Consider the following 12,820-nt stretch of genomic DNA (forward strand, 5'->3'; position numbering starts at 1 on the left):
GCAACCGTCGACTTCATCTTCTTCGCAATTCGCCCCATGACAGCGACTAAAGAACTGAAAGAAAGTAATAATGTCCTATGAAATCCAAAAATCGATCATCTTGGATTACTACTCGGCGCTCAGCAGCGTAAAAGAATCGGATATCGCCAACGCGTTGTCTGAGTTCTGCGCAGAAGACTACCTGTGGCGCGGTTTCCACCCGTTTGATGAGCTTCGGGGCACCCATGACGTAGCGCAGGCATTCTGGCGTCCCCTGAAGCAAAGCCTAGGGAATATGCAGCGCCGGATGGACGTGTTCATGGCCGGAAAAAACGAGATGGACGGATTCACCTCGGTCTGGGTTGTTTCAATGGGGCATCTGATGGGCCTGTTCGACAATGCGTGGCTGGGCATCGCCCCCACGGGCAAGATGGCGTTTTTGCGCTATTGTGAGTTCAACAAGATCGAGAATGGCAAGATCGCCGAAACGGCGATGTATTTCGACATCCCGCATTTCATGATGCAGGTCGGGTTGCAGCCCTTCCCGCCTCAAACTGCAGCCCATCTGGTTCAACCCGGACCGATGACGCATGACGGGTTGATGTTCAGCCCGCAGCCTGCCGAAGAAGGCGAGAAAACTCTCGACACGATCAATGCCATGATTTCCGATCTCGGCCAATGGAACAGCGGCCTGAGCCTTGAGGAAGAATTGCGCCAGACATGGAGCGAAGACATGATTTGGTGGGGGCCCGCCGGGATCGGTGCGACCTATACGATTGAGCGTTATGCAAAGCAGCACTCAGGCCCGTTCCGCGCATCCTTAACGGACCGCTCGAAGACCAAGCACATTTGCCGCTTGGCTGAGGGTCACTATGGCGGCTTTTTCGGCTGGCCGAATTTCACGGCGCGGCCCACCGGCGGGTTCATGGGTATGCCCGCCACAGACAAGGCCGGTGAATTCCGTGTGATCGACATATATCGTCGCGCGGGTGACAAGCTGGCCGAGAACTGGGTTTTCATTGACCTGCTGCACTTCTGGAAACAACAGGGTGTCGATATTTTGGGGCGCATGTCGAAAGTACCGCGAACATGACCGGCTGGATCGATGCCCATCACCACCTTTGGGACCTTGAAGCTGTAAACTACCCCTGGCTGATGGCGCGCGGGGTGGAAAGGTTCTTTGGCGACCCGACGCCGATTCAACGGGATTATCTGCTGCGCGAGTTCCGGTCCGAAGCCGCGCCCTGCGGAGTCGGTGCCTCGATCCATATCCAGGTGGGGGCCAAAAACGGTCTGGACGAAGCCCGGTGGGTTCAAGCTGTCGCCGAAACCAATCCAGACTGGCCAATGGCGCAGGTTGTGTTCTGTGACCTGACCTCGGCTGACCTACACGCCCAGCTTGATACGTTTCAGGCCCTTCCAACTGTACGCGGTGTGCGCCAGATCGTCGGGCGCGCACCCGGAGAGGACGCGCAGACGGGAACCAATTTCCTGTTGGACGATCCGCGGTTTCTGGACGGACTGAAGGAGGCTGGACGGCGTGACCTCAGCTTTGATCTGCAGCTCATTCCTGATTTGATCGTAAAAACCGCGCGAATTCTCGCTCAAGCCTCGAATACACGAGTCGCTCTATGCCATGCCGGATCACCATATGACCGCACTCCGGCGGGCCTGAAAAGCTGGGCTCAAAGATTGCGCGCGCTGTCCGATCTGCCGCACGTCTCATGCAAGCTCTCAGGTCTGGGCATGTTCGATCACAACTGGGCGCCTGAGAGTATTCGCCCGATCGTGGAGATTTGCCTTGAACAATTCGGACCTAAAAGGGTCATGTTTGGCTCGAATTTCCCGGTCGACAAACTCTATGGCAATTACACATCGCTGGTAAAGGCTTACCGTGATCTGGTTCCGGCTGAAGCACAATCGGCGGTTTTCAGAGAAACCGCCGCACACTTCTATGATCTCGAGGTGCCCTGAGAGTGATATTCAATGACTCGGCCCCTTGATCCGGGCCGATCGGATGTAGAATCCGTTCCCGTTTCTTTCTCGTGATTAGGTTGCGGTCAAGGCCTGCTGAGCGGAACCGTTGCGCAGCTCAAGCGAAGCAGGCCGGGCGGTACGGTTAAGATTAGCGTAAACGGCTGGTGCCAGTCCGCCGAGAGAAATGTGCGGTCGCTGTGTATCGTAGTCAATCCTCCAGTTTTTGATGATCTTTCGGGCTTCAGCCAGGTTGCCGAAGATATGTTCGTTTGAGCGCTAGCAGAAATGCGCTCGAACTGACAGGTAGGGGCGAAGTTTGCGACAGAACCTGGAACGGTTGTGTTGCAAATTTTTGGAACGATCAAAGTAAGCGTCTTACCAGGCACACTTATCCTACGATCTCAGCAAACACCCGAAAGCCAGAGGTGGCTGCGCTGAAGAACTGCTGTTTCCGGATCATGTTGACGACTTTGATGCCATCCAACGTAGCGGACGCGGATGCGAATGATTTGAACCCACACATATGTCGAACACGCCGTTTTATGAACCGATGATCCTGCTCGATCATATTGTTCAAAAATTTGGACCTGATTGTCTGCACCTTGGCTTGGCAACCAAACCGCTTCAGAATCCTGTTCACTTCTCGAATGCCGGCTGCGTTGGCTCCGCTCTTATCGATGACGACTTTGTCTGGGATTCCGTTTGATGACAGCGCTTTGGTAAAGAACCTGGTTGCTGCGGGACCGTTTCTTCGCTCAGACAGCATAAAATCAAGGGTGTTCCCTGCTTTTTCGACGGCCCGATAGAGATACACCCACTTACCGCGCACACGGAGGTAGGTTTCGTCCATTCTCCAAGATTTCTGTGTTGGACGCTTTTTCGATTGCGCCCGCGCAGCGATCATCGGAAAATATTTTACAACCCATCTATTCAACGTGGCGTGATCGACGGAAACGCCCCGTTCAGCCATAATTTCTTCAAGGTCGCGATAGGAAACAGTGTGGCGCAAATAGAAAAACACAGCGTACAAAACCACATCCTTCGGGAAGTGGCAGCCTTTCAAAGAAACCATTCTGAAACCTGCTCGCGATTGATTTGAAAGCAACAAGCACCAGGGCACGCGATTTCGTCAACCTCGGTCAAAATTCGCGACACAACCAAATTTCCTATCGACAACTGCGTTCCGGAAAGACATCCCAAATTTGAGCTCTGCAAGGTCTCTACCCGGCTCTCCAGTTTCAAAAAACCAATCCAAGGGGATTGCTAGGCGCTTTCCAACCTGAGCTAAAAGCTCGGCCCTGGGCACCGAAGTTCCGGCCAAGTATCGGCTCATTTGCGTACGGTTCACACCTGCAACATCAGTCAAGAATTTCACTGACCCAACCTGTTTGGCGAGGTGGTTTAGTCGTGCTGCCAGCGCGTCCCGCATATCTGATTGGCTGGCCGTACCCCTTGTCATTTTCAACCTCTTTTCCAGCGAGAGCAGGGGAAAAGTTTACTCATCAACACGCTGTGTGTCTCCTATAATCTGAAACCAGTTTCAAACGCTTGCCCGGCATCGCAGGCCTAGTGGTTCAGAATCTTGCTCAGAAAATCCTGCGCTCGATCACTTTCCGGGTTGCCAAAAAACTGCTCGGTGGGACGGTCTTCAATTACCAGACCGGCATCCATGAACACCACCCGATCCGCCACCTTGCGTGCAAAGCCCATCTCGTGCGTGACAACCATCATTGTCATACCGTCCTTTGCCAGTTCGACCATCACATCCAGAACCTCATTGATCATTTCCGGATCAAGGGCCGAAGTCGGTTCATCAAACAGCATCGCAATCGGGTCCATAGCCAGCGCCCGGCTGATGGCGACCCTCTGCTGCTGTCCACCTGAAAGCTGCCCGGGAAATTTTTCGATATGTGGCAGGAGCCCAACCCGATTGATCAGAGCTTCAGCTTTGGCGTTGGCCTCGTCACGTGACCGGCCCAGGACTTTCTGCTGACCCAGACAAAGGTTCTCGCGCACGCTCATATGTGGGTAAAGCTCAAAGTGCTGGAACACCATACCAATGCGCGAGCGCAGCTTGGTAAGATTGGTGCCTTTTGCGGTGACATCCACGTCTTCAACCTGAATGCGGCCCTGCTGCACCGGCTCCAACCCGTTAACGCATTTGATAAGGGTGGACTTTCCTGATCCGGACGGACCGCAGACCACTACAACCTCGCCTTTTTTGACGTTGGTGGTGCAATCGGTCAGCACCTGAAAGTTGCCGTACCATTTAGAGATGTTTTCAATGCTGATCATGCTGTTTTGGCCTTCTGAAGGTGCCGGACAACAAGTGAACCGGCGAAGCAAATGCTGAAGTAGACAAGGGCGGCGAAGATATACATCTCAGCAAGCCGGCCCTCGGTTCGGGCGACAATAGATGAGGCGGTCATGAAGTCGCGCAAGCTGACAACAAAGACAAGGCTGGTATCCTGGAACAGAATGATGCCCTGCGTCACAAGGATCGGGATCATGTTCCGGAACGCCTGTGGCAGGACCACATAGCGCTGGATCTGCCAGTAGCTGAGGCCAGTGGCCTGTCCGGCATGCACCTGTCCTTTGCGGACTGACTGAATGCCTGCCCGGATAATTTCTGAATAGTAGGCCGCCTCGAACATGACAAAGGCGATCAGCGCCGAATAGAAGCCGCCAATCGGCCGACCCAAAGCAAGAGGCACCAGGAAGTAGAACCAGAAGATCACCAAGATCAGCGGCACCGAGCGGATCAGGTTCACATAACCTGCGGCGAGGAGAGCCAATGGCGCGATACCAGATAGCCGCATCAAGGCAAGGCCGGTCCCCAAAATGATACCGCCGATCACAGCAAGAAAGGTAAGCCATAGCGAGAGCTGCAAGCCCTGCCACAGAAATGGAAGATTGTTCCAGATGACGGAAAGATCAAAATCACCCATAATTCAGCCTTTTCCGACAAAACCCGGGATGCGGGTGTATTTTTCAAGAGTCTGCGCGATGACTGTCGCACCAAGAGCGATGACGACGTAGATGACCGTCGCTGCGGTAAAGGCCTCAAATCCCTGAAAAGTGTATTCCGCGATCTGCTGGCTTTGCGCCGTCAGTTCAAGAAGGCCGATGGTCAGCGCCAGTGAGGAATTCTTGAAGATAGTCAGGAATTCAGAGGTCATCGGCGGCACGATCAACCGGAAGGAAATCGGCAACAACACGTAGCGATATGTCTGCGCAGTCGAGAAGCCATTGGCATAGGCTGCGCTGGTCAACCCGTGACCGACGGCATTGATCCCGGCACGAACCTGTTCGGCAACGCGGCTTGCGGTGTAAAGTCCTAGACCGATAACAGCCGTAACATACTCGGGATTTGGCATGTCCCGCTTCATCCAACGACCCAGATCGTCCGGAACGATCTCAGGCATGACGAAGTACCACAGGAACAGTTGTACAAGAAGCGGCACATTACGAAAAAGTTCAACGTAGGTGGTGCAAAGTAAGGCAACAGGCCGCGATGGCAGTGTGCGCCCGACGCCAATTAGAACACCGACGGCCAGCGCAAGAACCCAGGCCACAAGCGCGACCGCAAAGGTCCACCCCAGCCCCGATATCAGCCAGCCAAGGTATTCCTCTTCAAAGAGGACACCCCAGTTCCAGTTGTAGTTCATGCTTTCTACCCTGATAAGAATGGTGCCGGGCCTCCCGCGCACGGTGCAGGCCCGACAGTGTTGCTACAGGAGGAGGTTATTCCGGCAGCGCATTAAGCTGGAACGCAGCCTTCAGCAGGTCTGTCTGACCGACACCCAGCGGATCGAACCACTTGGCATAGATGTCGTTGATCTCACCCGAGCGGAACACATCTGCCATAGCCTTCTTGCCGATCAGTTCAAAGGCGCTGTCGTCGCGGCGCACCATCAACGCATAGGGATCGAAAGACAGGAAATCACCGACCACCGCGAAATCTTCGGGGGTCTTGGATTTTGCAATGAGCCCGAACAGAAGGATGTGATCCGTGGCATAGACATCCACACGATCAGTTTCCAAAGACAACATGCCCTCGGCATGATCCCGCACCGGAAGAACCTTCACGTCCAGCCCCAGCTCTTCAATTGCCGCCTTGACGGCACGCTCGTTGGTGGTGCCCTGCGCCAACGCAACGGCCTTGCCGCCCAGATCTGCAACCGAATTGATGCCGGAGTCTTTACGGACCATCAGTTTGGTACCGGTGATGAAGGTCGTGGGCAGATATTCGACCTGCTCCTGACGGGTCAGGTTGTTCGTGGTCGAGCCGCATTCAAGGTCAATCGTGCCATTGGCCATCAGTGCAATCCGGGTCTTGGGGTTCACCGGCACATATTTGATCGTCAGTTCCTTACCCAGCTCGGCGGAAACCGCTTCGACCACCTTCATGCAAAGGTCGATCGAATACCCAACCGGATTTTGGTTCTCGTCCAGATAGGCAAACGGAACAGAGCTTTCCCGGTGTCCAATGACAATTTCGCCCGAGGCGTCAATCTTGGCCAAAGTTCCCGTGCGATCCTCAGCCACAGCTGGAGCAGAAAAGGCCAAGGCAAAAGCCAATACGGCCGCTGGTTTCATATATTTCATGGTTTTCTCCCTTAGTTTCTGTTGCTTTTGTTAGTCCTGATAGCCCGGCAGATCGAAAATGCCGGAATATCCAAATAACGCTGCACTTCCACCGGTGTGCAGAAACACAACATTATCCATTCCTTCGAAGTAGCCTTTGCGAACTTGATCAATCAGGCCATCGAGCCCTTTGCCCGAATAGACCGGGTCAAACAAAAGCCCTTCGAGTTGAGCCAGTTTCAGAAGCGCCGCACGCATGCCGTCGGTCGGCAGGCCGTAGCCTGGGCCAACATAATCACAGTTCGCGCGCACCGAGGTACGTTCAATCACGGCCCCCATTCCAAGGTAATCCATGGTCTTGCAGGCCAGGTCATAGACCATGCCTTCCTGTTTCCCCTGAGGTGCCCGAACACCGATCCCAAGCAAGTGAATGTTGCTGCCAAGGGCAGCAAGTCCCGCCACCAGCCCTGCTTGGGTTCCCGCACTGCCGGTGGCATGGACCAGGGCGTCAATCTTGAGACCGATGTTTCCGGCTTGCTCTTCCAACTCGGCGGCACAATTCACATAACCCAACGCCCCAACGCGATTGGAGCCGCCGCCCGGGATGATGTAGATCTTGCGGCCCTGATCTTGCAGCGTGCTGGCCAAGGCTTCCATTTCAGCGTTCATGTCGGCACCACCTGCTCGTTTGGAAACGGTTGCGCCATGTAGCTGATCCAGCAGAACATTACCGTTGAAGTTATAAGTCTCGTCATTCGACCCGGTGCGATCCTCAAGCAGGATATGGCAGTTCAGCCCCAACCGGGCTGCTGCGGCTGCTGTCTGTCGTGCATGATTGGACTGGGTGGCGCCTTGCGTGATCACTGTGTCAGCACCCAGCTTCATGGCGTCGGCCATCAGAAATTCCAGCTTGCGAGTCTTGTTGCCGCCCGACGAAAGGCCCGTGCAGTCATCGCGCTTGACCCAGATGCGCGGCCCGCCCAGCTCGTCACTCAACCTTTCCAGCGGCTCCAAAGGGGTCGGAAAATGACCAAAACGCACACGTGGAAAGTTCTCAAGCGCGCGCCTTACAAGCGCGAGGTTGCCGCCCACTGCCATAGCACCTTCTGCCGCTGCGGTTTGCATTGTGTACATTCCCTTTACGTATTCTAAGTAAGGCTAAACGCAAAAAATCGTGTTGGATAATGCCAATATTGCAGTGTACCCGTACATAAGGTATGGGTAAGCATGGATACACGCCTTCTAGAAGACGCTCTGATCCTGTTGGAAGAGCGCAGCCTGACCGCCGCTGCCGCGCGCAGGAATGTAACTCAACCCGCCTTTTCGCGGCGCATTCGATCACTGGAACATTGGATCGGAAAAAGCTTGCTGGTTCGTGAGGCCAACCGGGTAGAGCTGTCTCCGACGCTACTACAAAGCGAACCTCAAATCCGGTCGCTGCTCGCGCATTTGCGGCAATTGCATGGGCATCTTAATAACCCGGAAGGCATCGGAGAACCGCTGGTGATGGCGACGCAGCACTCGCTTTCGGTGTCCGTCGTTCCGGAGATTCTTCGCAAACTCCGCGCACGCAGCGGATTGCCGCAAATCCGATTGCGCACGCAGAACCAGGTGACAGCGATGTCCACATTCCTGCGCCATGAATGCGACATTCTGGTGAGCTATGAATTCCGTGAGCTGCCCCAGGTGCCTTTCGATGACACCGTTGATCGTTACATTTGGCGGCGGGACACTTTGCTTCCGGTCGTCGGAGGCGCATTAAAATATGAGCTGCTGGAAGGTCAGATCCTACCACCGGACGCCCCCTGCATTGATTTCCCCGCAGACAGCTTTTTTGGGCAGATTGTGTTACTGCATCAAGCTAAAGCGGACCGTGCCTGGACGGGAAGATCGGCTGTGGAAAGCGCGTTTTCGGTGGGGATCTCCCAGATGGTTTTGGAAGGAAGCGGCGCTGCCTGGGTTCCTCATTCGCTCATCCAGAATCACATAATTACTGGCGATGCCGTCATCCTCTCTCCGGAATACGGCCGCCTGCCGCTGGATATTGTTCTATACACCCACGTTTCCAACCCGCGCGGTACGAACTTCAGAAAGATGGTCGCCGAAACAGAGTAAGGGCCAGGAAACCCGCCGTAAGCATCACCCTTCTCCATTACAGACTTGCGATGTGCCTTACAGGTTTTGAGCCATCATCCAAAAGCGTTCCAACTCTGCTCGGGACCTCTCGATCGAACGGTAGAGTTTGATGTCGATTGAAAGCTCGAATTCTGGTTGGCTGATCTTCTGCAAACTCCCGTCTTTCAACTCTCGATCCGCCGCGCTTTCGGGAAGGAATGCAACGCCAATTCCCGCAAGACAAGCGGACTTAAGCGCCTCGGCAACGGAGTTTTCATAGATGGGGCTCACAATGTGACTCAGACCTCCGCGATCCAGACAAACCTGGGACACGCGGCCCAGAAAACTGTCAGGAGTGTATGACAGGAACGGAACCGGGTTTTTCCCTTCGAGGCTGTATTTGGCACGCCCATCAGCATTGACAACGCTGACGGCTATGATCCGGTCTTTTGCAATGGTCGAAGACGGGTATCGGTTTTCATCTGAAATAGTGGGCACTGTCGGATGGGAATAGCACAACATAAAGTCTGCGCTTCCGGATAAAATTGCCTCGGCGCAGCCGGAGAAGTTTTCCGCGACCAGCCTGGTTTTGGTGGGACCAAGATGGCTGGACATTCGTGTCAGCCAGTTCGGGAAGAAGGAAATTGCCAAAGAATGAAGCGCGACGAAATCAAGCACCGATGCTTCCTGGCGAGATAAGCCACGGATATCGCTTTTGGATTGTTTTAATGCGGCAACCGTGTCGATTGCGGTTTGCTTGAATGCATGACCTGCTGACGTAAGCTCAACCGGGTGTACGCTCCTGTCAAACAATGGGGTACCGGTCCAGTTTTCCAAGTTTTTGATCCGCCGCGTGAAAGCCGACTGGCTTATGTTTCGCGCATCCGCCGCGCGGGCAAATACCCCAGCAGTTGAAAGTGCCAAGAAGTCTTCCAGCCAATCGATCTCCATCAAAATTCTCCAATTGCAGAAACTTCACACGGTAGAAGCATGTTGCAAAATTCGCAACACCTTTGCGAAAGTTGTCATGGGTGGACGGACTTGATGGCGGTACGGTCAGACCAACACACTCACAGAGTCTCGGCCCCTCGCATTTGATGCAGGCCGCAAGACCACAAAAAGGTCTCAGATCATGAAACAACACAGAACAGAATCCGACAGCCTTGGCCCGGTAAAGATCCCGCTGGCAGCGACCTGGGGCAGCCAGACCCAGCGGGCACTGGAAAATTTCCCGATTACGGGGGTGGCGATCAGCCACTATCCGGAATTGATTGTCGGACTGGCGTCGGTCAAAAAGGCCTGTGCTATGGCCAACAAGGACCTGGGCGTCCTGCCCCACCGGAAAGCGTCGGCCATTACGGATGTCTGTGACAAGATCATTGCCGGGGGCCATCACGATCAGTTTGTTGTTGATGTCATGCAGGGTGGTGCTGGCACATCGACCAACATGAATGCCAATGAAGTCATTGCAAATCTTGGGCTGGAAAAGCTTGGGGCAGATCATGGCGATTACAGCCAGCTTCATCCGAATGATGATGTGAACCGGTCACAATCCACAAATGACGTTTACCCCACAGCAATCCGTCTGGCTGTTCTGTCCAGGATCGCGCCTATGATTGAAGCAATGCATCTTCTAACCAAATCCTTCGACCAAAAGGCATGTGAGTTTCAGCATATTATGAAGGTCGGGCGTACCCAACTTCAGGACGCTGTACCCATGCCACTTGGTGCGGAGTTCCGGGGGTTTGCCACAACAATCAACGAGGATGCCGACCGGTTGAGGGACCTGTCGCGCCTTCTGACAGAAGTGAACCTTGGAGGCACGGCCATTGGCACCGGCATCAATGCCCCCGAAAGGTTTGGCGAAGTCGCTTTGGCGCATTTGCGCGACATTACCGGCGAGCCACTTAAACTGGCCCCGGACCTGATTGAGGCTTCATCTGATCTGGGTGCCTTTGTGATGTTCTCAAGCACGCTCAAGCGGGTTGGCATCAAACTGTCTAAGATCTGTAATGATTTACGCCTAATGTCCTCTGGGCCGCGGGCTGGGCTTGGAGAAATCATTCTGCCCGCGGTTCAGGCAGGATCGTCCATTATGCCCGGCAAGATAAACCCGGTTATTCCCGAAGTTGTAAATCAGGTTTGCTATCAGGCAATCGGAAATGACCTAACCGTCACAATGGCCGCCGAGGCCGGCCAGTTCCAGCTCAACGCGATGGAGCCGGTCATCATCCATAAAGTGTTGGAAACCATGGGGTCTCTGACCAATGCAATGAATGTGCTGCGCACCCGCTGCGTGGACGGTATCGTTGCGGATGAGAAAAGATGCGAGATGTTGCTGAGCAACAGCCTTGTACATGTCACCGCACTGGCCCCGGTGATCGGATATGAGGCTGCCACCAAACTTGCAAAATATGCACAGGCGCATGGCTTGAACCTGCAAGAGGCCGCAAAACCCGCTTTGCCAGGAGAACTTGCCGAGACTGCATTGCAGCACATGCACGGCAGGGCTCCGGAGATTGCCCAATGAACAAAAACCAATCTTTACGCATAGGAATCGTTGGCGGCCTGGGCGCCCTTGCCGGAGCCGACCTGCTGAACAGAATTGTTCAAAGGACACCGGTCAGGTCGGAAGAAGACCACAGGGAATTGATATTTCACCAGAAACCGCTGCGCGAGCCAGCCTCCCCCAAAGAGCTGAGCTACAGCCCAACACACCGAAAACTCTATGTTTTTGACACACTGTCCCGCATGGAACGGGATGGATGTGACGTGGCGCTGCTTCCATGTTTTGTCACCCATAGCTTTCTGCATGAACTGCAGGACGAGCTTGAACTTAAGCTGATCAGCATGACAGAGGCGATCGCCGCCGCCGTTACCAGACTGCGTCCCGAGCCGACAAAGATTGGTGTCATCACGACGTCTTTTGTCAGGAAAACTGGTTTGTTCGAGAACCTGTTTGGCAGGGAAATACAGATCCTCCATCCCCGGGAAGATCTGGAAAGTGCCGTCATGGAGGCCGTATATGGACGCATCGGTTTCAAAGCAGGACACTGCAATGAAGACGTTCTGAGACCCATAAATGCCGCCCTGACCAACCTATTCGAACAAGGCGCGACCGTGTTTGTGCCCGGTCTTTCTGAGCTGCCCTTGTTGCTCAACCAGCTTGACCTGCCAGACAACATGACGGCCATAGACACGGCGGCGGTTTACGCGGATTACGCCCTGCAAGAGACCCAGCCAAACCGCCGTCACCGGTTCAAAGTTGGAGTGGTCGGCGGTGTCGGACCTGCCGCAACCGTAGATTTCCTTGCCAAACTGGTCAAAGGGACCGAGGCGACCCGCGATCAGGATCACATAAAAGTCTTGGTTGAACAGAACCCGCAAATTCCTGACCGCACTGAAAATCTGGTCCGCGCAGGCACCGATCCAACTGTCGCCCTCTATTCTACCTGCAAAAAACTGGAACGCGGTGGTGCTGATATGCTGGTCATCCCTTGCAACACCGCCCACGCGTATGTCGATCGGATTCAGCGCCACCTTGATATTCCGATCATCAGTATCCTTGCCGCGACCACTGAACACATTAAAGAAACCGCCCCAGAGACGCGTGTGGTCGGGGTCCTCGGCACGGATGGAACAATACAAAGTGGCTTGTACCAGACAGCACTTGATGAGGCAGGCCTTGCCCACATCATTCCCGATGACGATCATCAAAACCTGGTCATGGATTCAATTTATGGCCCGTTTGGCGTCAAAGCTGGATATACCGACGGCCTCTGCAAAGAACAGATTAGCCGGGCCTTTTCCCATCTGGTTGCGCGCGGAGCCGAGGCAATCATTCTCGGCTGTACGGAATTGCCGCTCATCGTGACTGAAAGCGCAGACGCATTGGGGGCGCTTCCTGTCGACCCGACCGATGTGCTCGCCCGAAAATGTGTACAGCTCGCAAGATTCTAGGCGCCACCGACACTTTATCCGACAGAAGAAACGGCGTTGCAAATATTGCAATGCCGTTTCTCTATTTGCGCGACCATGACCGGCACGACGGTGTTACCTTGCGGCGACTGCAGGCAGCTCATTCCAGTTGACTGCCATGGAAAGGGAGAACCTATTGATGAATACCAGTCGCAAAACAGGGTTTATGGCACCTTGGAGGAAT

Annotated in this window: 13 protein-coding genes; 5 read left to right on the plus strand and 8 right to left on the minus strand. The window is 54.4% G+C overall.

The annotated features are described in order from the left end of the window. Nucleotides 1-70 precede the first annotated feature (70 nt). Both ACR0AD_RS18625 and ACR0AD_RS18630 read left to right on the plus strand, forming a co-directional pair. Nucleotides 71-1,072, plus strand: a complete 1,002-nt coding sequence (locus tag ACR0AD_RS18625) for an ester cyclase (protein WP_480488921.1) — start codon at nt 71-73, stop codon at nt 1,070-1,072. Continuing rightward, the gene (locus ACR0AD_RS18630; RefSeq protein WP_480488919.1) at nt 1,069-1,953 is read left to right on the plus strand and encodes an amidohydrolase family protein; all 885 of its coding nucleotides are present in this window, start codon (nt 1,069-1,071) and stop codon (nt 1,951-1,953) included. Before ACR0AD_RS18625 ends, ACR0AD_RS18630 begins: the two co-directional genes overlap by 4 nt. Before the next feature lie 75 nt (nt 1,954-2,028). Here ACR0AD_RS18630 and ACR0AD_RS18635 read toward each other — a convergent pair whose 3' ends face one another. The 7 genes from ACR0AD_RS18635 to cuyA form a co-directional block, all read right to left on the minus strand. After that, complete coding sequence (locus ACR0AD_RS18635) at nt 2,029-2,217, minus strand: integrase core domain-containing protein (RefSeq protein ID WP_480484748.1); 189 nt, start codon at nt 2,215-2,217, stop codon at nt 2,029-2,031. Between the two features lie 127 nt (nt 2,218-2,344). Beyond that, complete coding sequence (locus ACR0AD_RS18640) at nt 2,345-3,028, minus strand: IS6 family transposase (protein WP_480488917.1); 684 nt, start codon at nt 3,026-3,028, stop codon at nt 2,345-2,347. 494 nt (nt 3,029-3,522) lie between these two features. Then, nucleotides 3,523-4,251, minus strand: a complete 729-nt coding sequence (locus tag ACR0AD_RS18645; protein ID WP_480484725.1) for an amino acid ABC transporter ATP-binding protein — start codon at nt 4,249-4,251, stop codon at nt 3,523-3,525. Then, complete coding sequence (locus ACR0AD_RS18650; protein WP_480484726.1) at nt 4,248-4,904, minus strand: amino acid ABC transporter permease; 657 nt, start codon at nt 4,902-4,904, stop codon at nt 4,248-4,250. Before ACR0AD_RS18650 ends, ACR0AD_RS18645 begins: the two co-directional genes overlap by 4 nt. A gap of 3 nt (nt 4,905-4,907) precedes the next feature. Continuing rightward, on the minus strand, nt 4,908-5,624 hold the full coding sequence (locus ACR0AD_RS18655) for an amino acid ABC transporter permease (protein WP_480484727.1): 717 nt from the start codon (nt 5,622-5,624) through the stop codon (nt 4,908-4,910). Between the two features lie 76 nt (nt 5,625-5,700). Further along, nucleotides 5,701-6,564, minus strand: a complete 864-nt coding sequence (locus tag ACR0AD_RS18660; protein WP_480484728.1) for an amino acid ABC transporter substrate-binding protein — start codon at nt 6,562-6,564, stop codon at nt 5,701-5,703. A 30-nt stretch (nt 6,565-6,594) separates the two neighbouring features. Beyond that, on the minus strand, nt 6,595-7,641 hold the full coding sequence (gene cuyA / locus ACR0AD_RS18665) for a D-cysteate sulfo-lyase (RefSeq protein ID WP_480484749.1): 1,047 nt from the start codon (nt 7,639-7,641) through the stop codon (nt 6,595-6,597). 129 nt (nt 7,642-7,770) lie between these two features. Between cuyA and ACR0AD_RS18670 the strand changes: the two genes are divergently transcribed. Next, nucleotides 7,771-8,658: a LysR family transcriptional regulator gene (locus tag ACR0AD_RS18670; protein ID WP_480488915.1), complete on the plus strand. Its 888-nt coding sequence runs from the start codon at nt 7,771-7,773 to the stop codon at nt 8,656-8,658. A 57-nt stretch (nt 8,659-8,715) separates the two neighbouring features. On the opposite strand, the gene ACR0AD_RS18675 is transcribed toward ACR0AD_RS18670, so the two are convergent. Beyond that, nucleotides 8,716-9,609 carry a LysR family transcriptional regulator gene (locus ACR0AD_RS18675; protein ID WP_480484730.1) on the minus strand — a complete coding sequence of 298 codons (894 nt, stop codon included), beginning with the start codon at nt 9,607-9,609 and terminating at the stop codon, nt 8,716-8,718. A 181-nt stretch (nt 9,610-9,790) separates the two neighbouring features. On the opposite strand from ACR0AD_RS18675, the gene ACR0AD_RS18680 reads away from it, so the two are divergent. Both ACR0AD_RS18680 and cuyB read left to right on the plus strand, forming a co-directional pair. Beyond that, nucleotides 9,791-11,188 carry an aspartate ammonia-lyase gene (locus tag ACR0AD_RS18680; RefSeq protein WP_480484731.1) on the plus strand — a complete coding sequence of 466 codons (1,398 nt, stop codon included), beginning with the start codon at nt 9,791-9,793 and terminating at the stop codon, nt 11,186-11,188. Next, complete coding sequence (gene cuyB / locus ACR0AD_RS18685) at nt 11,185-12,618, plus strand: cysteate racemase (RefSeq protein ID WP_480488913.1); 1,434 nt, start codon at nt 11,185-11,187, stop codon at nt 12,616-12,618. The genes ACR0AD_RS18680 and cuyB overlap by 4 nt, the downstream gene beginning before the upstream one ends. The last annotated feature ends 202 nt before the right edge of the window (nt 12,619-12,820 follow it).

The organism is Ruegeria sp. BH8, from assembly GCF_056538065.1.